Below are 23,794 nucleotides of genomic sequence, written 5' to 3' on the forward strand. Positions count from 1 at the left end.
TCCGCGGGCCTCCGGGCGCGGGGCGCCGGCCCCCGGCCGGGTGGTCGGAGTCCTTCGCCGGATCAGAGCTCCTTCGCCGGCCAGTCCAGCAGCCGGGCCCCGATCACCGCGGTCTGGAGCGTGTAGCGGTGCATCGGATCGGACGGGTCGGAACCCGTCAGCTGGTGTATGCGCTCCAGCCGGTACGTCAGGGCGCGCACGCTCAGCGCGAGCCGACGGGCCGTCTCTGCGGCGACACACCCCGCGTCGAAGTACACGGACAGCGTCCGCAGCAGCGGTTCCGCGCCGCCCCGTGCCTCCTGGAGCGGGCCGAGTTCGCTGCGCACCAGGTCGGCCATCGCCTGCCGGTCCCTGGTCAGCACCGGGTAGACCAGCAGGTCCGTGGCGTACAGCACCGGCTCGTCGAGCCCCATCCGCTGCGCCAGGTCGAGGGCCTCGAGCGCTTCGTCGTACGAGTGGACGACGCCGCCTGGACCCCGGTGCGGGCGGCCGACCGCGACCTGGCCGCCGTCCGTCGCGGCGTGCGCCTGCTTGGCGAAGTACCTCAGGACGTCCGGCTGACTGCCGGGGGCGATGCAGACGAGGCGCCCGTCCTTCGTCGTGAGCAGGATCTTCCGGCCGCTGAAGCGGGCGAGCAGCGCCGTCTCCACACTGCGGGGCACGGCGTCGGTCTCGGTGTACGCCTCCGGGCCCGCCGCCACGGCGACGGCGTGCGCCCGCGAGAGCCGCAGCCCGAAGCGTGTGGCGCGCTCCGCGAGTCTGCCCAGGTCGCTGCGCCCGTACAGCAGGTCGTCGATGAACTCCCGCCGCGCCGCTTCCTCGCGCCGTACGGTGAGCCGCTGCGCCCGTTCGAAGCCCTCGGCGAAGGCGTCGACCGCCTGTTCCACCGCGGCCAGCACGGCATCGGTGGCCGCAGCGGACCCGGTCGCCGTGCGCGGCCATGCGGTGCGGGTGGCAGCCAGATGCAGATTGACCAGGGCGCGCAGCTGATGCCCGGCCTCCGCGGCCTCACGGCCCATCGCGCGACGGGCCTCCAGCTCGTCACGGGTGAGCCGGCGGCCGGTGTCCGCGACCTCACCCAGCACGCGGGCGTGGTCCCCCAGGAACTCCTCGGGGATCTCCGGCTCTGCCACGGCTCACTCCTCCTGCGTTTCCCTGCGTGATGGCGCCGACCGGCGCCGACACCTCTCCAACGCACCAGGCCGGGTGCCGGTGCCCGGCATCGGGATCCCGCAAAGATTGCCGGATTCCGGCAATGCGGGGGAAGAGCCCTGAGTGGCACCATCTCCTCAGCAACACACGGGGGAAGCACGGGGGTTACGGGGAAATCACGGGGGACACGGGGAGAAGGCCCGGCTGCTGCGGTGCCGTTCGCGGTGTCGCAGCGCCGGGGCCCCGGCGCACCCTGCCCACCACACCCCTGGCCGACAGAGGCGCGCAGCGTCGCAGGGGGTGAACCGGATGGCCGAATTCCTTTCCGCAGCACTTGCCTTTCCCGCCGTCGTCCTCGGCGCCGCCCTGGTCGTCGTCGTCTGCTTCTGGCTGCTCGTGCTGGCCGGGGCCGCCGGAACGGACTCCTTCGACAGCGACCTCGACGCCGACGCGGCGGGCGTCGGCGGGATTCCGGTCGCCGCGTCCGCGTCGCTCGCCGTCGTCATCGCCTGGTTCACCAGCCTCACGGGTTCGGTCCTGGTCCAGCGCAGTGGTGTCACCGGCACCACACGCTCCTTGCTCCACGTCGTCGTCCTGGCAGGGGCGCTGGTGATCGCCTGGGGGGTCGTCCGCATGCTCGTACGCCACTTCCGCCGGTACTTCCCGGCGGAACCTCCTCCATCGCGGCAGGACTTCCTGGGTCAGGTCTGCACGATCCGTACGGGGTCCGTCAGTGCCGACTTCGGGCAGGCGGAGGTTTCGGCGGCCGACGGCTCGACCGCGATCGTGCAGGTCCGGCAGCCGGAGCCGCCGTCCGGTCCCGGTGAGCTGCTCGCGGCAGGCAGTACGGGGCTCCTGTACGCGTACGACACCGAGGGTGAGTTCTTCTGGGTCTCGGCGTACGACGCCGCGCTCGCCCCGCGACCGCTGCCGCGCAAGGCCGGCTGACCGGACCGTCCCCACCCGCATGCGCGAGCCCCGCTGCCGCCGGGCTCCTGGTTCCGCATGCCGCGACGCCGCTCCGGAACGCGGGCGCGCCCTTCCTTCTTCACTCCTTCCCACCAGCCGCCAAGGACTGACATGGATGCCATCTCCTTGGGCATCGGCGTGCTCGTCGCCGTTGTCCTGCTCATCACCATCGCTCTGCTGCTCGTCATCACCCGCTTGTTCCGCAAGGTCGAGCAGGGCAAGGCGCTGATCATCTCCAAGACCAAGAAGGTCGACGTCACCTTCACCGGTGCGGTCGTCCTGCCCGTGCTCCACAAGGCCGAGACCATGGACATCTCGGTGAAGACCATCGAGATCCGCCGTACCGGGCGCGAGGGTCTGATCTGCCAGGACAACATCCGCGCGGATATCCACATCACCTTCTTCGTCCGGGTCAACAAGACCGTCGAGGACGTCATCAAGGTCGCTCAGGCCATCGGCACTGAGCGGGCGAGCGACAAGGTCGCGATCCAGGAGTTCTTCGCCGCGAAGTTCTCGGAGGCGCTCAAGACCGTCGGCAAACAGCTCGACTTCGTCGACCTCTACACCAAGCGCGAGGAGTTCCGTGACCGGATCATCCGCGTCATCGGTACCGACCTGAACGGGTACCACCTCGACGACGCGGCGATCGACTTCCTGGAGCAGACGCCGATGGCGCAGCTCGACGGGGCGAACATCCTGGACGCGCAGGGCATCCGCAAGATCACCGAGCTGACGTCGATCGAGCACGTGCGGACCAACGAGTTCCAGCGCACCGAGCAGAAGGAGATCACCCGGCAGGACGTCGACGCCCGCGAGACGATTCTGGAGCTGGAGCGACGGCAGTCCGAGGCCGAGATCAAGCAGCGCCGCGAGGTCGAGACGCTGCGGGCACGCGAGGAGGCGGCCACCGCCCGGGTGCAGGAGGAGGAGCGGCTCGGTGCGCAGGGTGCGTTCATCCGTACCGAGGAGCAGCTCGGTATCCAGCGGGAGAACCAGGCACGGGAGATCGCCGTCGCGCAGAAGAACCGTGAGCGGGTCATCGCGGTGGAGAACGAGCGCATCGAGAAGGACCGGATGCTGGAGGTCATCGGGCGTGAGCGCGAGACCGAACTGAACCGGATCGCGGCGACGAAGGAGGTCGAGGCCGAGCGCCGCGAGGTCGCGGACGTGATCCGGGAGCGGATCGCGGTGGACCGTACGGTCGCCGAGCAGGAGGAGTCGATCCTGACGCTGCGGGCCGTCGAGGAGTCGGAGCGCACCCGTAGGTCGGTCATCATCGCGGCCGAGGCGGAGGCGCAGGAGAAGCTCGTCAAGGACATCAAGGCGGCCGAGGCCGCGGAGGCCGCGGCGACGCATCGGGCGGCCGAGCAGCTGACGCTCGCCGAGGCCCGGTTGAAGACCGCCGACCTCGACGCGCAGGCGAAGCTGCGGCTCGCGGAAGGCATTCAGGCCGAGACGGCCGCGGCAGGGCTGGCGGAGGTCCAGGTCCGGGAGGCCGAGGCCGACGTCACGGAGAAGGCCGGCCTCGCGGAGGGCCGGGCGACGGAGGCACGGCTCGGCGCGGAGGCGGAGGGATCGCGCCTCAAGGCACTGGCGGTCGCGGAGGGCACCCGGGCCCAGGCGACGGCGGACGCGGCGGCGATCGGCGGGAAGCTGAAGGCCGAGGCCGAAGGGCTCACCCAGAAGGCCGCGGCGATGGCCGCGCTGGACGACGCGTCGCGCGGCCACGAGGAGTACCGGCTGCGGCTGGCCGCGGAGAAGGAGATCCGGCTGGCGGAGTTCGACGTGCAGCGGCAGGTTGCCGAGGCACAGGCGACGGTGCTCGCGACCGGGCTGGAGAACGCCGACATCAGCATCGTCGGCGGCGACACGGTCTTCTTCGACCGGCTCGTCTCGTCGGTCTCGCTCGGACGGAGCGTGGACGGGTTCGTGGAGAACTCGAGGACCGCTCAGGCGCTGGCGGGGCCGTGGCTGGACGGCAGCGGGTCGTTCACGGAGGACCTGACCCGGGTGCTGGGGTCCGTGTCCACGGGGGATGTGCGGAACCTGACGGTGTCGGCCCTGCTGATGCAGTTGATGCGGGGGTCCTCGGGGGCGGCTTCGGGTCAGGTACGGCAGTTGCTCGCCGCGGCGGAGGAGCTGGGGCTGGCGGGGATGACGGTGTCGTCGTTGACGGGTGGGGGTTCCGGGGCTGAGCCCGGATCCGCGTCCGCTTCCGCCCCGGTGTCCCGGAACGGGGCGGCCGCGGTCGGGTAGGGCCGCCCGCCCCGGCCACCGGGCGTCATTCCCCCGGGGGCTCGGGCGGACCGGGTCGCAGGACGTCGACATCTCGCAGGGAGCCGTACGCATGGACCACGACACCGCACTCACCGATGCCGGTGCCTACGAGGTGCTCCGGCGCCGGCTCGGGGCGCAGGCCGCCGAGCTCGTCCGGCGGGCCGAGGCCCTCAACGTCCGGCGGACCGAGGAGTTCGGCTCGACGGGGCTGCGGCTGCTCGCCACCGAGCAGGTCCGCACGGAGCGGGCGTCCACGGTCCGCGATCTCCTCGCCGTGGGCGGACAGTTGCTGTTCGGCTTCGAGCCCGGGCCCGGGGCGGGCGGGGAGGTGGAGGTCGGTGACGTCCTCGTCCTGCGTTCGGCCGGTCTTCAGGAGAGCGGCGCGGGACTGCTCGGCGACGAGGCGTTCGTCCGGGAGTTCGCCGGGCTCCACCGCTACTACCGCAGCGCCCGGCTGCTCCGGCTGCGACGCGTCAACGGCCGGCTGCTCGCCGTCTTCCGTACCGGTGAGACCGCCGAGGACATCCGCGTCCTGCGCTGGGCGCTCGGCCCGGACGGTGCGCCCGGAGCGTTCCTGGACGCCCAGGGGGACAAGGACCATGTGTTCCCGCCGTCGCATGATTTCGAATGGACCCCGGCCGGGCGGGACGCCCATGTCCCGGGGCGGCATCCGCACATCGCCGTCGGCGGGGGCGCGCTCTTCGTCGACACGCTGGGCGGCAGCCTCACCGTCAAGACCGTCGACGACACCGAGTCCCCCGCCGGGATCTACGAGGAGCCCGTGCAGGAGCCGCTCCAGTCCCTCGCGGACGCCGACGTCGAGTACGCCGAGGCCGGGCCGCTGATCCTGCTTCGGGTGCGCCCGTACAAGGAGGAGGACTGGCGTCACCTGGTCTTCAACACGCTGCTCTCCACCGTCCGCCGGCTCGACGCGATCGGGCCGTCCTGCCACCGGCTCCCCGAGGACCAGGGGATCATCTTCCCCGGCGGCTACTACCTCACCACCGGTACGGCCAGGACGTTCGACACCGCCGAGGAACTCACCGACCCGGTCTTCGAAGGCGCGGTCCGCTCGCCCAACGGCGAGGACGTGCTGTACGCCTTCCGGTCCCGGGACGAGAGCCGCACCCTGCTCCTCCCCTACAACCTGATCCGCCAGGAGGTCGCCACCCCGCTGCTCGGCCGCGGTCACGCCCTCCTCGACGACGGCACCCTGATCCTGCTCAAGGGCGGTGACAGGGGCGAAGAGGGGCCCGGCCGCGTCCACCCGCTGCAGCGCTGGCAGTCCCCGTACGCCTCCGACACCTACGCCGCTTCCCGCCCCGTGGGCACCGGCCCGCTCGCCCGGACCGGCAACGCCGACCTGGTGCGCGGGATCTCCGACTGTCTCGCCCTGGCGCACGGCGTGCGGGACATGACACCGACGACCGCCGTGTACGAGCAGCTCGTCGCCGACTGCGCCCGGGCCGGGGACCGTTACCACTGGCTCACCGATCCCGAACTGGGTTCGCTCGCCGACCCGTTGGAGGAGCTGAGGGCCACCGCCCACCAGGTCCTGGCCGAGTTCGAGACGGTGCAGGAGCTGACCCGGCAGGCCGCCGAAGCCCTCGCCCGGACTGCCTCACGGCTCACCGCCCTCGTCCGCCGCATCCGGGGCGAGGCCCCGCCCACAGCCGCCGCCCGGGTGGCCCAGCTCACCGAACTCCGGCGCGTTCAGGGCCACTTGGCGACCCTTGCCGAGATGCGGTACGCCGACACCGGCCGGATCGCGGAACTCTCCGCCGAGACCGAGCACGCCCTCGCCTCGGCCGCCCAGCGGGTGGTGGCCTTCCTCGCCCGGGAGGACGCGTTCACCGGATACCACGAGGACCTCACGCAGCTCACCGAGGCCGCAGGCACGGCAACCGGCGTCGCCGGCACCTCGGCCGTCGCGGACCGGCTGACCGGGATCACCGAGGGCCTCGGCACCGTCACGGACGTCGTCGCCGGGCTCGACATCGGCGACGCCACCGTCCGTACGTCGATCCTGGAGCGGATCGCCGAGGTCCTGGGCGGCGCCAACCGCGCCCGCGCGACCCTGGACGCCCGCCGCAGGGAGCTGCTGTCCCGGGAGGGGCGGGCCGGATTCGCCGCCGAGTTCGCCCTGCTCGGGCAGGCGGTCACGGGAGCGCTGGCCGCCGCGGACTCCCCCGACGCCTGCGACGAGCAACTGGCGCGGGTGCTGCTCCAGCTGGAGAACCTGGAGTCCCGGTTCGCGGACACCGACGACGTCCCGGTCCGGCTGGCCGAGCGGCGTACGGAGGTGTACGAGGCGTTCTCGGCCCGCAAGCAGACGCTGCAGGATGCCCGCGCCCGGCGGGCGGAGCGGCTCGCGGACTCCGCGAACCGGGTCCTGGAGACGGTCGCCCGGCGTCTTGCCTCGCTGGAGGACCTGGACGCCGTCCACACCTACTTCGCCTCCGACCCCATGGTCGCCAAGGTCCGCCGCACCGCCGATGAGCTGCGCGGGCTCGGCGACCCCGTGCGCGCCGAAGAGCTCGACGGGCGGCTGAAGGCGGCACGGCAGGAGGCGGGGCGGGCGCTGCGCGACCGCAGCGAGCTGTACGCGGACGGCGGGTCCGTGATCCGGCTGGGCCGGCACCGGTTCGCGGTGAACACCCAGCCGTTCGACCTGACCCTGGTCCCGTCCGGCGACGGGCTCGCCTTCGCACTGACGGGCACGGACTACCGGGCGCCGGTCACCGGCCCGGAGTTCGCGGCGACCCGCCCGTACTGGGACCAGCTGCTGCCCTCCGAATCCGGGGACGTCTACCGTGCCGAGCATCTGGCCGCCCGCCTCCTGGACGAGCACGGCGCGGATGCCCTCACCGATGCGCAGGACCTGGCCGCGCTCGTACGGGAAGCGGCAGCGGCGGCGTACGACGAGGGCTATCAGCGCGGCGTGCACGACGAGGACGCCACCACGATCCTGGCCGCCCTGCTGCGGCTGCACTCCGGCGCCGGCCTGCTGCGCTTCCCGCCCGCCGTGCGCGCGGCGGCGCAGCTCTTCTGGGCGCACGGCGCGGACGATGCCCGGCGTACGTCCTGGGCGCGCCGGGCCGTGTCGCTGGCGCGCGCCCGCGACACGTTCGGGCTCGCCCCGGCCATCGCCGCGCTCCAGGAGGAGTGGGCGGCGGCCATGGGGGCCGGGGACACGGTCGCCGTGTACCTCTTCGAGGAGCTGACCAGCGGTCCTGCCGGGTTCGTGACGAGCTCCGCCACCCGTACGTTCCTGGACAAGTTCCGCCGGGCCACGGGAACCTCGGCGTACGACGAGGACCTGGCGGCCCTGGCCGACGACCTGCGGGCCCGGCGCCAGCTCGTCGAGGGCTGGCTCGCCTCCTACGCCGCCGCGAGCGGCACGGAGGCGGGCGAGGGGGACCTCGCGGAGGCCGTCGCCGTGGAGCTGTGCCCGGACCTGCAGCGGTACGAGTGCGACGCGCCGCTCACCGAGACGGTCGAGGGCCTCCTCGGCGACCACCCGCGCGTCGAGCGGGGCAAGCTGCCGGTGCGGCTGGACGAACTCCTCGCCCGTACCGCCGGGTTCCGCGAGCGCACCGTTCCCGGCTTCCGGGCGTACCAGCGGCTGCGCACCACCCTGGTCGCAGCCGAACGCGCCCGGCTGCGCCTGGACGACCACCGGCCGCGCGTCATGCCGGCGTTCGTCCGCAACCGGCTGCTCGACGAGGTGTACCTGCCGCTCATCGGCGACAGCCTCGCCAAGCAGCTCGGCACCGCCGGCGCGGACCGGCGCACCGACTCCCAGGGCCTGCTGCTCCTCGTATCGCCGCCGGGCTACGGCAAGACGACGCTCATGGAATACGTCGCCGACCGGCTCGGCATGGTCCTCGTCAAGGTCAGCGGGCCGAACCTGGGCCACGACGTGACCTCCCTCGACCCGGCGCAGGCCCGCAGCGCGACCGCACGCCAGGAGATCGAGAAGATCAACTTCGCGCTGGGGGCCGGCAGCAACACCCTCCTCCACCTGGACGACATCCAGCACACCTCGCCCGAACTGCTCCAGAAGTTCATTCCGCTCTGCGACGCGACCCGCCGGGTCGAAGGGGTGCGGGACGGCGAGGCGCGCAGCTACGACCTGCGGGGCAAGCGGTTCGCGGTGGTCATGGCGGGCAACCCGTACACCGAGTCCGGGGAGCAGTTCAGGATTCCGGACATGCTCGCCAACCGCGCGGACGTCTGGAATCTCGGCGAGGTCCTGAGCGGCCGGGACGACGTCTTCGCGCTGAGCTTCGTCGAGAACGCGCTGACCGCCAACCCGGTCCTCGCCCCGCTCGCGGCCCGCTCCCGCGACGACCTCGCACAGCTCGTGGACCTCGCGTCCGACACCACCGGGCAGGTGCGCGCCGACCGGCTGGAGCACCCGTACACGCCTGTCGAGCTGGACCGGATCGTCTCCGTCCTGCGGCATCTGCTCACCGCACGGGACACCGTCCTCACGGTGAACGCGGCGTACATCGCTTCGGCGGCGCAGACCGACACGACGCGCACCGAGCCGCCGTTCAGGCTGCAGGGCTCGTACCGCAACATGAACAGGATCGCGGAGCGGATCGTGCCCGTCATGAACGACGCCGAGCTGGCCGCCGTCATCGACGATCACTACGCGGGCGAGGCGCAGACCCTCACCACCGGTGCCGAATCGAACCTGCTGAAGCTGGCCGCGCTGCGCGGCACACTCACCGCCGAGCAGGCGGACCGCTGGTCCGCCATCACCGCCTCGTACGTCCGCGCCCAGGCACTCGGCGGCCCGGACGGCGACCCCATGACCCGCGCGGTGGCCGCCCTGGGGCTCCTCGCGGACCGGATAGCGGCGGTGGAGACGGCGATCGGGCGGGCGGCGGACCCACGCCACCTGCCGGCCGGCCCCGCAGCCCGCCCGGCCCACAACGACTGACACGGAGAGGGACAAGGCATGCTGGGTTTCGTGTCCCCACTTCCTCAGCAGCCCCAACGCCCCACCATCAGCGGCCACATGGTGGTCTGCGGCGATGACACGCTCGCCCGGCGGCTCGCCGTGGAGCTGCGCTATGTGTACGGGGAGCGGGTCACCCTGCTGCTGCCGCCGGGCCGCGACACCGGTCGCCCCGATCTGCCGTTGACCCAACGCGCCAGGGCTGCGGCCTTGTTCGGCCGCATGTCGGCGGCGATGAACCGCAACGGGGCGGCGGGCGGGGCCGGTGACGGCGACACCAACGCCGGGGTCGAGGCCGTCCGCATCATCGAGGCGCACGAGCCGTCCGACGACGTACTGGAAGAGGCGGGTGTCGACCGGGCTGCCGCGCTCGCGCTGGTCTACGACGACGACGAGCGGAACATCCGGGCCGCCCTGACGGCCCGTCGCCTCAACCCGCGCCTGCGGCTGGTCATCCGGCTCTACAACCGCAAGCTCGGCCAGCACCTGGAGACCCTGCTCGACCAGGCGGCCGCCGTCGCGATGCCGGGGCTCGACCCGACCGCCCTGGACGCCTCCACGACCGTGCTGTCCGACGCCGACACCGCCGCACCCGCCCTGGCCGCCACCGCACTGACCGGCAGCAGCAAGGTCATCCAGGCCGAGGGCGTGCTCCTGCGCGCCGCCGAGCGCACCCCGCCCCGGCAGGGCGAGCTCGCCGACCCGGGCCTGTGCACGCTGGCGCTGCTCTCCTCCACCACCCATGACCCGGCGGGCACCGAGGGCTCCGACAGCAGTGGCGAGGAAGGCCCCCAGCTCCTGCCCGACCATGCGACGGTGGCCGCGGCCACCGGCCGGGGCACGGTCGTCCTGGAAGCCATCAGCCAGGCGGGACCCGACCGCACACCCACCCGGATGGGCGGCAGGGGCGCACCGCTCGGCCACATCTTCTCGCGGCGGCTGCGCTGGTCGGCGGCGGGTGTCGCGACGGCCGTCGTGGCCCTGGCCGTCGCCTCGGTCGTCACCACCGGCGACAGCCCCGTACACGCCGCCTACCTGACCCTGCTCGACCTGCTCGCGATGGGCGACCCGGCGGACGGGGACAAGGACCCGGCATCCCGCCAGATCATCCAGCTCCTCTCCGGAACGGCCGGACTCCTCCTCCTGCCGCTGCTCGTCGCCGCCGTCCTGGAGGCGTTCGGCTCGCTGCGCACCGCGTCGGTGCTGCGCCGCCCCCCGCGTGGCCTGTCCGGCCATGTGGTGCTCCTGGGCCTCGGCAAGATCGGTACGAGGGTCCTCGTGCGGCTCCGGGAGCTGGACATCCCCGTCGTCGTCGTCGAGGAGGACCCGGAGGCGCGCGGCATCCCGCTGGCCCGCAGCATGCACATCCCCACGGTCGTCGGCGATGTCACCCAGGAGGGTGTCCTGGAAGCGGCGAAGATCCGCCGGGCCCGCGCCCTGCTGGCCCTGACCAGCGTCGACGCGACGAACCTGGAAGCCGCCCTGTACGCCCGCTCGGTGAAGCCGGATCTGCGGGTGGCCCTGCGCCTGTACGACGACGAGTTCGCCACCGCCGTCTACCGGACCCTGCGCACCGCCCACCCGCAGGCCCTGACCCGCTCCCGCTCCGTCTCCCACCTGGCCGCCCCGTCGTTCGCGGTCGCCATGATGGGCCGGCAGATCCTGGGCGCGGTCCCGGTCGAACGCAAGGTCCTGCTGTTCGCCGCCCTGGAGGTGGGGGGCCATCCGCAGTTGGAGGGCCACACCGTCGAGCAGGCGTTCCGACCCGGTTCCTGGCGCGTCCTGGCCCTGGACGCCACCCCGCCGGCCGACCGCCGCCCGGATCTGGCCGCCGTCCCTCCGTACGACCCCTTCGGCCCCGACGCGGCGGACCGGCCTTCCGGACTGATCTGGAACCTGCACCCGGGCTACGTGCTGCGGCCGGAGGACCGGGTGGTGATCGCGGCGACCCGGCGCGGTCTGGCGGAACTGCTGCGCAGACAGCGTTCGATGAACCGCCTGTGACCCGTCGACGAAAGCTCGGCAACGGGCCGGCGCGGCCCTGCTAGCGGGGCGTGCCCATCGCCTCGCGCACCTCGTCGAGCGTCGCCTCGGCGATCGCGTTCGCCCGCTCGTTGCCCGCGCGCAGTACCGACCGCACGTACGTCATGTCCCGCGCGTACTCCGCCCGTCGGGCCCGGATCGGGGCCATCGTGGTGTTGACCGCGTCCGTCACGGTCCGTTTGAGCGCGGCGCCGCCGCCGTTCCCGATCTCCTCGGCGACGTCGTGGGGGTCGCGCCCGAGGCAGAGGGCGGCCAGCAGCACCAGGCTCGACACCCCGGGCCGCCGTTCGGGCTCGTACGTGATGTGGCGCTCGGCGTCGGTGGTCGCGCCCTTGATCAGCCGGGCCGTCTCGTCGGCGTCCGCGCCGAGGGCGACGGAGTTGTTCCGGCTCTTGCTCATCTTGGTGCCGTCGGTGCCGAGCAGCAGGGGCGCGGCGGAGAGCAGCGCGTCGGGTTCCGGGAAGACCGCCCCGTACCGCTCGTTGAAGCGGCGGGCGACGGTGCGGGTGATCTCCAGGTGGGGCAGCTGGTCCAGCCCGACGGGTACGAGGTTGCCCTTGCAGAACAGGATGTCGGCGGCCTGGTGCACCGGGTAGGTGTACATGAGCCCGCTGACCGCGGCCTGCCGGGAGTGGGCGATCTCGTCCTTCACGGTGGGGTTGCGGCCGAGCTCGGCGACGGAGACGAGGGAGAGGAACGGCAGGAGGAGCTGGTTGAGGGCCGGTACGGCGCTGTGGTTGAAGACCGTCGTCCGGGCAGGGTCGATCCCGATGGCCAGGTAGTCCAGCAGGAGCCCTTCCACGTGCTCGGTGAGCCGCTCGGCGACGTCGCGGTCGGTGAGCACCTGGTAGTCAGCGATGAGGACGAGGACGTCCACGCCGAGGTCCTGGAGGCGCACCCGGTTGTGGAGGGTGCCGAAGTAGTGCCCGAGGTGAAGGGCCCCGGTGGGCCGGTCGCCGGTGAGGACCCGGAAACGGCCCGGGTCGTGCGCGAGCTGTTCCTCAAGCTCGGCACTGCGGCGCAGGGCGGGTGCTGCGGGGCCGGCGGGCGGCAGGTCTGTGACGGTCACGTGGCTCTCCTCGCTGATCGCGTATGCGTTCAGGACGGCCCGCCGACGGACATCGGGGCAGCAAAAAAGGGCCGTCCATGTCGAACGGCCCTGGTTCCGTGCAGATGAGGGTGGCCGCTCCTAGGGGGAGCGCCACCGGTTCAGGCACGGGACGGAGGTCATGCGCCCACTGTAGTCACTTGTCCGCGTGGCCGCCCACGTAGAAGAGCAGCATGACGAACCCGGCGAAGAGGTGCGTCGCGAAGATGTAGACGAAGACGCGCAGCACGACACCGCGCTCCTTCCAGCTCTCGCTCTCGCTCATGACTCACCCCTTTCCGCTTGGTCACCGCGACAGGCCCGCTCCAGGGTACGCAGCCCCGGAGAGGGCTCCGAGCCCGCGGAATAGGGGGGCGGGGTCTCCCGTTGTAGGGTGTGTTCACATAGTTCAACGTTCAACCAGTAGCTGGAGGCGGGCGCCATGCAGTTCGGGATCTTCACCGTCGGGGACGTCACCACCGACCCCACGACCGGTACGACGCCGAGCGAGAACGAGCGGATCAAGGCGACACTCGCCATCGCGCTCAAGGCCGAGGAGGTGGGCCTGGACGTCTTCGCCACCGGTGAGCACCACAACCCGCCGTTCGTCCCGTCCTCGCCGACGACCACACTCGGCTACATCGCCGCCCGCACCGAGAAGCTGATCCTGTCCACGTCCACCACCCTGATCACCACCAACGACCCGGTGAAGATCGCGGAGGACTACGCCACGCTCCAACACCTCGCGGACGGCCGTGTCGACCTGATGATGGGCCGCGGCAACACCGGCCCCGTCTACCCCTGGTTCGGCAAGGACATCCGCCAGGGCATCCCGCTCGCGATCGAGAACTACGCCCTGCTGCACAAGCTGTGGCGCGAGGACGTCGTCGACTGGGAGGGCACGTTCCGTACGCCCCTCCAGTCCTTCACCGCGACCCCGCGCCCGCTGGACGGCGTCCCGCCGTTCGTCTGGCACGGCTCCATCCGCTCCCCGGAGATCGCCGAGCAGGCCGCCTACTACGGCGACGGGTTCTTCCACAACAACATCTTCTGGCCCCTGGAGCACACGAAGAAGATGGTGGACCTCTACCGCAGGCGCTACGCCCACCACGGGCACGGCACCGCCGAGCAGGCCATCGTGGGCCTCGGCGGCCAGGTGTTCATGCGCAAGAACTCGCAGGACGCGGTACGGGAGTTCCGCCCGTACTTCGACAACGCGCCGGTCTACGGGCACGGCCCCTCCCTGGAGGACTTCACGGAGCAGACCCCGCTGACCGTCGGCTCCCCGCAGGAGGTCATCGAGCGGACCCTGTCCTTCCGCGAGCACGTCGGCGACTACCAGCGCCAGCTGTTCCTGATGGACCACGCGGGACTGCCGCTCAAGACGGTCCTGGAGCAGCTCGACATCCTCGGCGAGGAGGTCGTACCCGTGCTGCGCAAGGAGTTCGCCAACCTGCGCCCGGCCGGCGTGCCGGACGCACCCGTCCACCCGGCGGTCACCGCCGCCCGCACCGCCCGGAAGGAAGTCTGACCGTGCTCGCCACCGCCCCCCTGAAGATCGTCGCCGTCGCGGCCGGACTGAGCAGCCCCTCGTCCACCCGGCTGCTGGCCGACCGGCTCGCCGGGGCCGTCCGGGAGCGACTGTCGGCCGACCAGGACCGCAGGGTCGACGTCCAGATCATCGAGCTGCGCGATCTGGCCGTCGACATCGCCAACCACCTCGTCACCGGCTTCCCGCCGAAGGAGCTCAAGGCGGCGATCGACGCCGTGACCGGCGCCGACGGCCTGATTGCCGTGACCCCGGTGTTCACTGCCTCGTACAGCGGACTGTTCAAGTCCTTCTTCGACCTGATCGACAACACCGCCCTGACAGGCAAGCCCGTCGTCATCGCGGCGACGGGCGGCACGGCCCGGCACTCACTGGTTCTCGAGCACGCGATGCGCCCGCTCTTCACCTACCTGCGGGCGGTCGTCCTGCCGACGTCCGTGTACGCGGCGTCGGAGGACTGGGGCTCGTCCGGCGACGAGTACACCGAGGGGCTGCCCTCCCGGATCCGGCGCGCGGGCGGCGAACTCGCCTCCGCGGTCATGGGGCGGACGGTCTCCGGGGCGTCCCGGTCGCTCACCCTCGACGACGGCGAGGACGCGGTCGTGCCGTTCGAGCAGCAGCTCGCCGGCTTGCGCACAGCCTGAAGGCAGCACCCGGGGCCCGTCCGACCCACAGGCCCCGGGTGTCCTGTTTGGTTAGAGTTGTCACGAATTGATGCATGGCGAGATGCAGCCAGAAGTGGCAGACCGAACGGGAGGCAGACATGGGCAGGATCGTCGTCGGCGTGGACGGCTCGGATTCGTCGATCAAGGCGCTGCGCTGGGCCGTGCGCCAGGCCGAACTGACCGGGGACACGGTCGAGGCGGTCAACAGCTGGGAGTACCCCGCATCCAGCTGGTCCGTGATGCCGGGCATGCCGGAGGACTTCGATCCGCAGGCCGTGGCGACCATCGCCCTCACCGAGGCGCTGGAGGAGGCCCTCGGCGCCGAAGGGGCGGCGGCCGTCAGCAAGATCGTCGTGATCGGCAACCCGGCGCAGTCCCTGCTGGACCGGGCTGCGGGCGCGAACCTGCTGGTCGTCGGCGCCCGCGGCTACAGCGGCTTCAAGGCGACGCTGCTCGGCTCGGTCAGCCTCCACGTCACCCAGCACGCCCCCTGCCCGGTCACCGTCGTCCGCGACTAGGGCCTCCCGACCCGGCTCACGGGCGGGCCACCCACGCGGTGGCCCGCCCTTTTCGTGGCCGGACGGGTTCAGCCCTGGGAATTGACGTGTTCGAGCACCCGGGCGAACTCCTCGGTGGGCGAGAAGTCCACGTACTCGCAGTCCTCGAGCGCCTCGGGGGCGTGGCCGGGAGGCCAGTAGTACGCCTGCCCCTCCTCGTAGATCTCGTACGACTCCGAGTCGGCACCTGTCCACATCTTCAGCCGGCCCTTGAGGAGATAGCCCCAGTGGTTGCAGGGGCACAGGTCGTCCGGCATGCCCTTGAGCGCCGGGCGCATGTCCGTACCCTTGGGAAACCGGACGAAGGCGACCGTCAGGTCCCCACCGATCTCCTTCATGCGCAGTTCCGCACCCTCACCTTCGAAGGCGACGGGCGTCTCGTTCCTCGTCGTGGCCGTCATGGCTCCTCCAGGGCTTCTCAGGGCAGATCCCTGTCCCCTGTCCTCCAGTCCGGTCCCGGCCCGCCGAGTGGGCGAGAGAAGGAGCACGGCCCCACCGTCGGAGCGCACCCCGCCGGGAGGGCCGGCGGCCTGGAGTCACTTCCGGTTGTAGAGCCGCATCGTCACCGTGCCGAACACCACCACGAACAGGGCCGACCAGCCCAACGACCAGGCGATGTCCGTCGCCGGCCAGTTGCCGGCCATGAGCTCCCTGACCGCCGTGGCCACATGGGTGACCGGGCTGTTGTTGACGAAGGCCTGCAGCCAGCCCGGCATGGTCTTCGGGTCGACGAACACGTTGCTCAGGAACGTCAGCGGGAAGATCACCATCATGCTGACGCCCATCACCGACTTCTCGGTGCGCAGCAGCAGCCCGAACATCGTCCAGATCCAGGAGAACGCGAACGAGAACACCAGCAGCAGGGCCACACCCGCCGCCACGCCCAGCACTCCGCCGTCCGGCCGGTAGCCGATGATCATGCCGACGGTGAGCATGACCGCCGAGGCCAGCACATAACGCAGGATGTCGCCGAGCAGATAGCCGACCATCGGGGCGGGCCGCCAGATCGGCAGCGTACGGAACCGGTCGAAGACGCCCTTGGTGATGTCGGTGTTCACCGAGACACCCGTGTACATCGTGATCATCACGACGCTCATCACCAGGATGCCGGGCAGCAGGAACTGGATGTACGCCTCGGTGGAACCGGCCAGCGCTCCTCCGAAGAGGTACGTGTACATCAGCACCATCATGATCGGGAACGCCGTGACATCGAACAACTGCTCGGGCACGTGCTTGATCTTCAGCATCGCCCGCCACCCGAAGGTGAGGGACGCCGACAGAGCACCGGGCCTGGGTGGCCGCTCCTGGCCGACCAGCAGGGAGGCGAGCGTCTCGGCGTCCGGCGCGACGAGCTCGACGTCTTCCGTCTGGGTCCTGGCCGGTGCGGTACTCACGCCGACACCCCCTTCTTGTCCGTGAGCGCGAGGAAGACCTCGTCGAGGCTGGGCTGCCCGAGCGCGAAGTTGTCCACATGGATGCCGCACCTGGCCAGCTCGGCCAGCGCCCGCGCGGCCTTCTCCGCCGCGCCCTTCTCCGTGCCGTGGCCGTTGACCGTGGCCGTCAGCGCGACCGGGTCCGGGTCCAGCTGGACCGTGGCGTCCAGCTCCAGCGCGAGCACCCGCTCGGCCTCGGGCCGCTGAGCGGGGTCCCGCAGGCGCAGATGGACCGAGCCGGAGCCGACGGATGCCTTGAGCTCGCCCTTCGTGCCCTCGGCGATCACCTTGCCGTGGTCGATCACCGCGATGCGCGAGGCCAGCTGGTCGGCCTCGTCCAGGTACTGCGTGGTCAGCATGACCGTCGTGCCCTGGGCGACGACGGCCCGCACGATGTCCCACACCTGATTGCGGCTGCGCGGGTCGAGCCCGGTCGTCGGCTCGTCGAGGAAGAGCAGGTCCGGGGTGTTCAGGATGGACGCGGCGATGTCGATACGGCGCCGCATGCCGCCCGAGTAGTTCTTCACCTGCTTGCCTGCCGCCTCGCTCAGCCCGAAGGCCTCCAGCAGCTGTGCCGACCTGGTACGGGCAGCGGGCTTGGAGTGCCCGAGCAGCCTGCCCAGCAGCACCAGGTTCTCCGTACCGGTCAGGTCCTCGTCGACCGAGGCGTACTGCCCCGTCAGGCTGACCCGGCTGCGGACCGCGTCGGCGTCCTTCACGACGTCGTGGCCGAAGACCCGCGCATGGCCCCCGTCCGGACGCAGCAGTGTCGCCAGCATCCGTACGACGGTGGTCTTCCCGGCGCCGTTGGGTCCGAGGACGCCGTAGACGGTGCCGGTGGGAACGGCGAGATCGATGCCGTCCACCGCACGGTTGTCGCCGAAGATCTTCACCAGCCCCGTCGTCTCGATGGCCAGTTCAGTACTCATGGTCCCTTCCTTGCCGGGATGACCGAGGAGATCGGGATGGTCGGGATGGTCGAGGAGTCGGGTGGGTCAGGGCCACGATGGCACGGGAGCACCGCGCCACGGGGTACGTCAGAAGGAAAAAAGCGTGGCCGCCAGATCCGATCTGGCGGCCACGCACCGGTCCGGAGGGACCCGGCGCTCAGTCCTCCCGCGTGTAGTAGATGTAGAAGGCGGTGCAGAACATCCCGGCCCCGACGACCAGCCCCAGCACGCCCGACGAGAACACGCTGCTGCCGTTGAGGCTGTAGAGGAAGCCGATGGCGATCCCGGTCAGCGCGCCGTACGCCGCCGCCCGAAGCTCCCGCGGCAGGGCGGGCCCGACCCGTCCCAGCACGAAGCACAGCGCGGCGAAAGCCACTCCGGACACGACACCGAGCCAGATCTGCCCGCCGGTGGTCGCGCCGCCGTCGCGCCGGATGAAGAAGGCCCAGAAACCGAGGATCACGCCCAGCGTCAGGGGCATCGCCCAGGCGAGCGCGCTGTGCGTCCGCCGTGCCGGTGTGCGGGCATGCGTGCGCCGACGCGTCGGCATCGTTGCGTGAGTGGCCATGGCGGACAGCTCCTTCCCTCGCCCCCGTCCGTCCCTCCAGGGCACACCCGACCGCGCCGACCGGCAACTCGAATGGTCTACGGCCCGAAGCGCCGCGGCCCCGCACGGGATTGTCTGGGTGGTGTGCGGACCTACCTCTCAGCAGCCCTGTCGGCAGTACTGCTCGTCCTGCTTGCCGTGCTGGTACCGGTGAGCGCGCTCTCCGCGTGGGTCGACCTGGAGATCGACGACACCGACCGGTACCTGGCCGCCGTCTCCCCGCTGGCCTCCGACCCCGACGTCCAGAACACCGTCGCCACCCTGGTCACCGACGAGGCGATGAAGAACATCGACGTCGGCCCGCTCCAGGAGACCCTGGAGCAGTTCCTGCACGAGACCGTGCAGTCGTTCACCACCACCGAGCCCTTCCAGCTGGCCTGGACCACCGCGAACCGGACGGCGCACCAAGCCGTGACCGCCGCGCTGCACGGTGACAGCGGGCAGGCGGTGACCATCGATCTGGCACCGGTGATCGAGCAGGTCAAAGAGGAACTGGTGAACTCCGGAGTGCCGTTCGCCGACCGGATCCCGGTCGAGAGCACGGCGATCACGGTGCTCTCCGCCGACCGGGCGGACGACCTGCGGAGCTCCTTCCAGTGGCTGCGCCACTGCAGCGTCTGGCCGGCCGTGGGGACGGTGGTGTTCCTCGTCCTGGTGGTGGGTCTCGCGCTCGTACGGGGAGGCGTGCGGGCCGGGCTGGGCGCCGCGGCCGCGGTGGGCGGCGGCCTCGTGCTCGGCGCGATCGTGCTGCGCATCCTGGTCGCGGTGGGCCGCGACAGGGTGCTGGACGAGGTGCCGGGCAGCGACCGGGGCGGGGCCGCGGCCGTGTACGACGCGCTGACCGCCTCACTGCGGACGACCGTGTGGATCGTGATCGTGGTGGGCGCGGTCCTGGTGGTCGGCGGACTTGCGGGACGGTACGTGGCGGCGCGGCGGAACACCGGACGGAACGTCGGGCCGTAAAAGGGTGCTCCGGCCTGCCGGCCTCCGACATGCGCGGGCGCGTGGGCCGGGCGAAAGTGGGACCCGTGAGAGCAGGGGGCGACTGGGAGGTCTGCCGTATGCGAGCCATCGCTGTCAGCGCGTTCTGTGCGGAGCCCTGTCTCGTCGAAGTGCCGAAGCCCGATCCCGACGCGGGCGACGTACGGGTGAAGATCGAGTACGCGGCGCTCAACCCGCTCGACTGGCAGACCGCGGACGGCGCCCTGGACGAGGTCGCCCCCCACGCCTTCCCACTGATCGTCGGAGTCGACTTCGCGGGCCGGGTGGACATGATCGGCAGCGGCGACAACCGCTTCCGGGTGGGTGACGCCGTCTTCGGCCGGGTGACCGCGCCCCCTGTCGGGCGCTGCGGGGCGTACGCCGAGTACGTGTCCGTGCCGCAGGACTCCCCGATCGCCCTGGTACCGCGCGACCTGCCGCTCCAGATCGCGGCGGCGCTCCCGTCCGCCGGGACGGCCGCCGCGCAGATTCTGGGGGGAACGGCGGTCCGCAGCGGCCGGAGTCTGCTGATCATCGGCGCGGCCGGCGGCGTCGGCACCTTCCTGACCCAGCTCGCCGCCGCCCGGGGCATCGGGGTCGTCGCCGCGGTACGGGGCGACGAGGAGAAGCGGATGCGGGCGTTCGGCGCCGCCGCCGCCGTCGACACGACCCTCGGTCCCGGCGAGCTGGCCGCGGCGGTACGGGACGTGTACCCGAACGGCGTCGACGCGCTCGTCGACCTGGTCTCCACCGACCCGGACGCCTTCGCCGCGCATGCCGCACTGGTGCGCGACGGCGGTGTCGCCGTCACCACCCGGGGAGTCGCGGGCCCGCCCGGCGTCGCACGGGTCGACTTCCGGCTCGCCCCGACGGCGGAACTGCTCGAATCACTGGCCGCCGGCGCGGTGCAGGGCGAACTGGCCGTGCCCGTGGACGCCGAGCTCCCTCTGGAGAAGGCCCCGCAGGCGCTCGCCCAGAACCGTACGGGCGGGGCTCGCGGGAAGACCGTCTTCGTCATCTGAAGCCGGTCCTTCGGCGAGGGGTTCTCAGGACGGTCCGGGTCCGCGCTCCTGGAGGCGTTCCATCTCCCGGCGGTCACGCTTGGTCGGGCGTCCCGCGCCGCGGTCGCGGACCGGAACCTGGATCGCGGCCTCGCGCGGCGGCGGGGGCGGGCTGTTGTCGACGAAACAGTCGGCGGCGACCGGCGGCCCGACGCGCTTCTTCACGATCTTGGAGACGACCACGATCCGGTCCCGCCCCGCATGCCGCAGCCGTACCTCGTCGCCCGTGTGCAGCGTCTGGGCGGGCTTGGCCCGCTCCCCGTTGACCCGCACATGCCCCGCCCGGCAGGCGGCAGCGGCCTGCGACCTGGTCTTCGTCAGCCGGACCGACCAGATCCAGACGTCGACCCGGACACTTCCCTCCGCCTGCGGCGCCTCACCGGAAACCATGCACCCGACTCTAGTGCGGTGAGGCGCCCCGGACGGGTCAGGAACCGAAGTCGGCGACGGCTCGTACGACGCAGGTCAGGCCTGCACCCCATGGGCACAGGCCTGACGTCCACCGCAGGCAGCAGTGGGAGACGGGTGCGGTTCAGACGCCGATGTCGCTGCCGTCCTTGCGCCAGACGGCGACCACGGACGGGCGGACGATTCGGCCGGGTCCGTCCGGCCAGGTGCTCGCCGGCTTCTCGACGGACGCGCCGTCGATCTCGCCCGGGTGCTGCACGGCCACCAGGACCCGGCGGTCCTGGATCACCGGGCCGCAGGTCTCGGCACCGGACGGCACGGTCAGGAACTGCTTGAGCTCTCCCCGCCGTTCGCCCTGCGTCGCGACACCGAACAGGCCGTCGTGCGAACCGAGCTGAGCGCCGTCCGTGGAGATCCACAGGTTGCCGTGGTCGTCGAACGCCACGTTGTCCGGGCAGGAGATGGGGCTGACCTTCTCCTTGGGGAAGCCCGCGAAGTACGTCGACGGGTCGTTCGGGTCACCCGCGACGAGGAAGAGCCGCCAGGCGAAACCGTCGCCCGCCGGGTCGTCCCAGTTCTCCGCGAGCTCCAGGATCTGACCGTGCTTGTTGGCGTTGCGCGGGTTGGCCTCGTCCGCACCTGCCTTGCCCGCCTTGCCACGGTCGGTGTTGTTGGTGAGGGCGATGTAGACGCGTCCGGTGCGCGGCGACGGTTCGACATCCTCCGGCCGGTCCATCTTCGTCGCGCCGACCTTGTCACCGGCGAGACGCGTGAAGACGTACACCTCCTCGGCGGTCATGCCCGGCACGTGCGAGGTGCTACCCGTGGCGAGCGGGATCCAGATGCCGCTGCCGTCGAACTCGCCGTCGGACGGGAGCTTGCCCGTACCGTCGAACTCCGCGGCCGGGGAGTCGCCGGTCAGCTTGGCGACGTACAGCGTGCCCTCGTCGAGCAGGGTGAGGTTGTGCTCGCGCGCGGCACGCGAGTTCCCCTTCTTCATCTTCTTGCTGGAGACGAACTTGTAGAAGTAGTCGAACCGCTCGTCGTCGCCCATGTAGACGACGGGGCGGCCGTCGGCGGTCAGCCGGGGCTGGGCCGCCTCGTGCTTGAAGCGGCCGAGCGCGGTCCGCTTGCGGGGGACGGAGTCGGGGTCGTACGGGTCGAGCTCGACGACCCAGCCGAAGCGGTGCGCCTCGTTGGGCTCCTGGGCCAGGTCGAAGCGCTTGTCGAAACGCTCCCACTTGCGCTCGGTGGCGCTCGCAGCGATGCCGTAGCGCTTGTCCGTGTCGCCGGCGCCGTTGGCGAAGTACTGGTTGAAGTTCTCCTCGCCGTGCAGCGTGGTGCCCCACGGAGTGGTGCCGCCCGCGCAGTTGTTGAGCGTGCCGAGGACCTTGCGGCCGGTGGGGTCGACGGAGGTACGGAGCAGAGGGCTGCCTGCGGCCGGGCCGGTGACCCTGAACTCGCTGGTCGCGGTGAGGCGGCGGTTCAGCGGGTGACGGCTGACCGGGCCGAGCCTGCCGGTGCGGTTCTCCTCCTGGACGACGACCACGGAGAGTCCGTGCGCGGCCCAGGCGATCTCGACCTGCTCACGGGTCGGGTTGGCCGGATCGTATCCACGGAACATCAGGATCTCGTCCGTGTACTCGTGGTTGGCGACCAGTACCTGGCGGCCCCGCTCGCCGGGGAGCGGGAGCAGGGAGAGGAAGTCGTTGTTGTAACCGAACTGGCCCGCCTGCGCCTTCGCCGACTGCTCGTCCGGGTCGAAGGCGGGGGCGCCGCGCAGGATCGGCTCGCCCCAGCGGATCACCACGTTCTGGCTGTACCCGTCCGGGACGGTGACCTTGTCGTTCTTGTTCGGAGCCACGGGCGCGAAGCGCAGGCCTCGGGCGCCCGAAGGGGTGTCCCGGTGCGGGGGCTTCGGCGTGCGGCCGTGGCCCGCGAGCGCGGCGGCCTCGGCCTGCGGGGCTCCCGGGCCGGTGAGAGCGGCGGTTCCGGCGGCAGCGGCGACGGTCACCACCGCGGCGGCGCGCATCATCGACCGGCGCGACAGGGCACCGGCGATGATGTCGCCGGCGTACTCGTTCCCGCTGGTGTTCGGTATCTCCTGGAAGCAGGCGTCACCGCAGCGGTAGCGGCACGTCAGCGCAGAGCGCCCGCCCTGGTGCGAGCCGATGAGCGGCAGCAGATTGCGCACTTGTTCGTCCCTCCGTCTGTGTGTCCTGCGTGACGGTAGGTGTGCATCCACGCGGTACGAGGGACGGCCGGTGAACGAGGGGTGAAGTCCGGGCCACCGCTGTGCGCAGGGCTCGGTCCGGCCTCGGTTGGAGCTCGGTTGACACAGGGGCGGGCCGCGCCACCGAACGGCCGGATCCGGCCGCTAACCTTACGTATCCGCCCTGGCCAGGGATCAATTCCCGCAGTACGGACATTTATCGCCACCAACTCATGCGAAAGGCCTCGCCCATGGGCATTCGGAGCTTGCTGCGCAAGGTGTTCGGCCGCACGGAGCAGGACGAGCCGGTCACGGCCACCGTCCCGCCCCAGGCCGAGCGCACCCAGCCCACGGAGCCGGAGCCGGAGACCACCACTTCGGCGGCCGAGCCCGCGAAGGCCTCGGTACCGGCACCGGCCTCCTCCTCGACGCGGTCCACCGCGGACCGGGAGAACGGACCGGCAACGGACCTGGTGGCGGAGGCCTTTGACAAGGCGGCCACCACCACATCCACCTCAACCTCCGGACCCACGCCGACGGTTCCGGCACAGGGGTCGGCGCCCGACGCCAGGCCGGCCGCGGCTGCCACGACGGTCGCGGAGACCGCGACTGTTGCGGAGACCGCGACTGTTGCGGAGACCGCGACTGTTGCGGAGACCGCGACCGTCGCGGACGAGCCGGCGCCGATCACGATCGACATCGACGCGGAGCCGGAACCGGAGCCCGTTGCGGTCGCGGAGCCCGCCGAGCCGGTCGTGGAAGCCGAGCCGGTCGCCGAGGCCGAGCCGGTCGTGGAAGCCGAGCCGGTCGCCGAGGCCGAGCCGGTCGTGGAAGCCGAGCCGGTCGCCGAGGCCGAGCCGGTCGTGGAAGCCGA

Annotated in this window: 18 protein-coding genes and 1 pseudogene; 10 read left to right on the forward strand and 9 right to left on the reverse strand. The window is 71.6% G+C overall.

Annotated features, from left to right (window positions below; translation table 11 throughout):
- Positions 1 to 62: 62 nt before the first annotated feature.
- Positions 63 to 1,133, reverse strand: a complete 1,071-nt coding sequence (locus ABZS61_RS06705) for a helix-turn-helix domain-containing protein (protein ID WP_356417006.1) — start codon at positions 1,131 to 1,133, stop codon at positions 63 to 65.
- Positions 1,134 to 1,461: 328 nt separating this feature from the next.
- Between ABZS61_RS06705 and ABZS61_RS06710 the strand changes: the two genes are divergently transcribed.
- The 4 genes from ABZS61_RS06710 (at position 1,462) to ABZS61_RS06725 (ending at position 11,371) form a co-directional block, all read left to right on the forward strand.
- Positions 1,462 to 2,100 carry a hypothetical protein gene (locus ABZS61_RS06710; protein WP_356417008.1) on the forward strand — a complete coding sequence of 213 codons (639 nt, stop codon included), beginning with the start codon at positions 1,462 to 1,464 and terminating at the stop codon, positions 2,098 to 2,100.
- 132 nt (positions 2,101 to 2,232) lie between these two features.
- A complete protein-coding gene (locus ABZS61_RS06715; RefSeq protein WP_356417010.1) occupies positions 2,233 to 4,377 on the forward strand; it encodes a flotillin family protein in 2,145 nt (714 codons plus the stop codon).
- A 91-nt stretch (positions 4,378 to 4,468) separates the two neighbouring features.
- Positions 4,469 to 9,349, forward strand: a complete 4,881-nt coding sequence (locus ABZS61_RS06720) for a DNA repair ATPase (RefSeq protein ID WP_356417012.1) — start codon at positions 4,469 to 4,471, stop codon at positions 9,347 to 9,349.
- 18 nt (positions 9,350 to 9,367) lie between these two features.
- Positions 9,368 to 11,371 carry an NAD-binding protein gene (locus ABZS61_RS06725; protein WP_356417014.1) on the forward strand — a complete coding sequence of 668 codons (2,004 nt, stop codon included), beginning with the start codon at positions 9,368 to 9,370 and terminating at the stop codon, positions 11,369 to 11,371.
- 40 nt (positions 11,372 to 11,411) lie between these two features.
- On the opposite strand, the gene trpS is transcribed toward ABZS61_RS06725, so the two are convergent.
- On the reverse strand, positions 11,412 to 12,479 hold the full coding sequence (gene trpS / locus ABZS61_RS06730) for a tryptophan--tRNA ligase (protein WP_356417016.1): 1,068 nt from the start codon (positions 12,477 to 12,479) through the stop codon (positions 11,412 to 11,414).
- A gap of 175 nt (positions 12,480 to 12,654) precedes the next feature.
- Positions 12,655 to 12,783, reverse strand: a complete 129-nt coding sequence (locus ABZS61_RS06735) for a DUF6126 family protein (RefSeq protein WP_356417018.1) — start codon at positions 12,781 to 12,783, stop codon at positions 12,655 to 12,657.
- Positions 12,784 to 12,939: 156 nt separating this feature from the next.
- On the opposite strand from ABZS61_RS06735, the gene ABZS61_RS06740 reads away from it, so the two are divergent.
- The 3 genes from ABZS61_RS06740 to ABZS61_RS06750 all read left to right on the forward strand — a co-directional run bounded on the left by ABZS61_RS06740 (position 12,940) and on the right by ABZS61_RS06750 (position 15,229).
- Positions 12,940 to 14,028 carry an LLM class flavin-dependent oxidoreductase gene (locus ABZS61_RS06740; protein WP_356417020.1) on the forward strand — a complete coding sequence of 363 codons (1,089 nt, stop codon included), beginning with the start codon at positions 12,940 to 12,942 and terminating at the stop codon, positions 14,026 to 14,028.
- A gap of 2 nt (positions 14,029 to 14,030) precedes the next feature.
- Complete coding sequence (locus ABZS61_RS06745; protein ID WP_356417022.1) at positions 14,031 to 14,690, forward strand: FMN reductase; 660 nt, start codon at positions 14,031 to 14,033, stop codon at positions 14,688 to 14,690.
- A gap of 119 nt (positions 14,691 to 14,809) precedes the next feature.
- Complete coding sequence (locus ABZS61_RS06750; RefSeq protein ID WP_356417162.1) at positions 14,810 to 15,229, forward strand: universal stress protein; 420 nt, start codon at positions 14,810 to 14,812, stop codon at positions 15,227 to 15,229.
- 68 nt (positions 15,230 to 15,297) lie between these two features.
- Here the strand turns inward: ABZS61_RS06750 and ABZS61_RS06755 are convergent, their stop codons facing one another.
- The 4 genes from ABZS61_RS06755 to ABZS61_RS06770 form a co-directional block, all read right to left on the reverse strand.
- Complete coding sequence (locus tag ABZS61_RS06755; RefSeq protein ID WP_356417024.1) at positions 15,298 to 15,669, reverse strand: hypothetical protein; 372 nt, start codon at positions 15,667 to 15,669, stop codon at positions 15,298 to 15,300.
- A 135-nt stretch (positions 15,670 to 15,804) separates the two neighbouring features.
- Positions 15,805 to 16,662 (reverse strand): ABC transporter permease, encoded by an 858-nt coding sequence (locus ABZS61_RS06760; RefSeq protein ID WP_356417026.1) that lies wholly within the window; start codon positions 16,660 to 16,662, stop codon positions 15,805 to 15,807.
- Entirely contained in the window at positions 16,659 to 17,630 is a 972-nt protein-coding gene (locus ABZS61_RS06765; protein ID WP_356417029.1) for an ATP-binding cassette domain-containing protein, read from the reverse strand. Before ABZS61_RS06765 ends, ABZS61_RS06760 begins: the two co-directional genes overlap by 4 nt.
- A gap of 178 nt (positions 17,631 to 17,808) precedes the next feature.
- Complete coding sequence (locus ABZS61_RS06770) at positions 17,809 to 18,219, reverse strand: hypothetical protein (RefSeq protein ID WP_356417031.1); 411 nt, start codon at positions 18,217 to 18,219, stop codon at positions 17,809 to 17,811.
- A 123-nt stretch (positions 18,220 to 18,342) separates the two neighbouring features.
- On the opposite strand from ABZS61_RS06770, the gene ABZS61_RS06775 reads away from it, so the two are divergent.
- Both ABZS61_RS06775 and ABZS61_RS06780 read left to right on the forward strand, forming a co-directional pair.
- Positions 18,343 to 19,221 (forward strand): hypothetical protein, encoded by an 879-nt coding sequence (locus ABZS61_RS06775; RefSeq protein WP_356417033.1) that lies wholly within the window; start codon positions 18,343 to 18,345, stop codon positions 19,219 to 19,221.
- A gap of 98 nt (positions 19,222 to 19,319) precedes the next feature.
- Positions 19,320 to 20,261 (forward strand): NADP-dependent oxidoreductase, encoded by a 942-nt coding sequence (locus ABZS61_RS06780; protein ID WP_356417035.1) that lies wholly within the window; start codon positions 19,320 to 19,322, stop codon positions 20,259 to 20,261.
- Positions 20,262 to 20,285: 24 nt separating this feature from the next.
- On the opposite strand, the gene ABZS61_RS06785 is transcribed toward ABZS61_RS06780, so the two are convergent.
- A complete protein-coding gene (locus ABZS61_RS06785; protein ID WP_356417037.1) occupies positions 20,286 to 20,690 on the reverse strand; it encodes an RNA-binding S4 domain-containing protein in 405 nt (134 codons plus the stop codon).
- Positions 20,691 to 20,832: 142 nt separating this feature from the next.
- Positions 20,833 to 22,902: a PhoX family protein gene (locus ABZS61_RS06790; RefSeq protein ID WP_356417039.1), complete on the reverse strand. Its 2,070-nt coding sequence runs from the start codon at positions 22,900 to 22,902 to the stop codon at positions 20,833 to 20,835.
- A gap of 269 nt (positions 22,903 to 23,171) precedes the next feature.
- Between ABZS61_RS06790 and ABZS61_RS06795 the strand changes: the two are divergent.
- Positions 23,172 to 23,794 (forward strand): annotated as a pseudogene (locus tag ABZS61_RS06795) (hypothetical protein); the annotation flags it as partial.

Origin of the sequence: Streptomyces sp. NPDC005566 (assembly GCF_040605575.1) — a bacterium.
Lineage (GTDB): Bacteria > Actinomycetota > Actinomycetes > Streptomycetales > Streptomycetaceae > Streptomyces.

Excerpts from the sequence above, each read along its gene's own strand:
- ABZS61_RS06710 (WP_356417008.1), top strand. The coding sequence starts at position 1,462 with ATGGCCGAATTCCTTTCCGCAGCACTTGCCTTTCCCGCCGTCGTCCTC.
- ABZS61_RS06715 (WP_356417010.1), top strand. The coding sequence starts at position 2,233 with ATGGATGCCATCTCCTTGGGCATCGGCGTGCTCGTCGCCGTTGTCCTG.
- ABZS61_RS06720 (WP_356417012.1), top strand. The coding sequence starts at position 4,469 with ATGGACCACGACACCGCACTCACCGATGCCGGTGCCTACGAGGTGCTC.
- ABZS61_RS06725 (WP_356417014.1), top strand. The coding sequence starts at position 9,368 with ATGCTGGGTTTCGTGTCCCCACTTCCTCAGCAGCCCCAACGCCCCACC.
- ABZS61_RS06735 (WP_356417018.1), bottom strand. The coding sequence starts at position 12,783 with ATGAGCGAGAGCGAGAGCTGGAAGGAGCGCGGTGTCGTGCTGCGCGTC.
- ABZS61_RS06740 (WP_356417020.1), top strand. The coding sequence starts at position 12,940 with ATGCAGTTCGGGATCTTCACCGTCGGGGACGTCACCACCGACCCCACG.
- ABZS61_RS06750 (WP_356417162.1), top strand. The coding sequence starts at position 14,810 with ATGGGCAGGATCGTCGTCGGCGTGGACGGCTCGGATTCGTCGATCAAG.
- ABZS61_RS06755 (WP_356417024.1), bottom strand. The coding sequence starts at position 15,669 with ATGACGGCCACGACGAGGAACGAGACGCCCGTCGCCTTCGAAGGTGAG.
- ABZS61_RS06765 (WP_356417029.1), bottom strand. The coding sequence starts at position 17,630 with ATGAGTACTGAACTGGCCATCGAGACGACGGGGCTGGTGAAGATCTTC.
- ABZS61_RS06770 (WP_356417031.1), bottom strand. The coding sequence starts at position 18,219 with ATGGCCACTCACGCAACGATGCCGACGCGTCGGCGCACGCATGCCCGC.
- ABZS61_RS06780 (WP_356417035.1), top strand. The coding sequence starts at position 19,320 with ATGCGAGCCATCGCTGTCAGCGCGTTCTGTGCGGAGCCCTGTCTCGTC.
- ABZS61_RS06785 (WP_356417037.1), bottom strand. The coding sequence starts at position 20,690 with ATGGTTTCCGGTGAGGCGCCGCAGGCGGAGGGAAGTGTCCGGGTCGAC.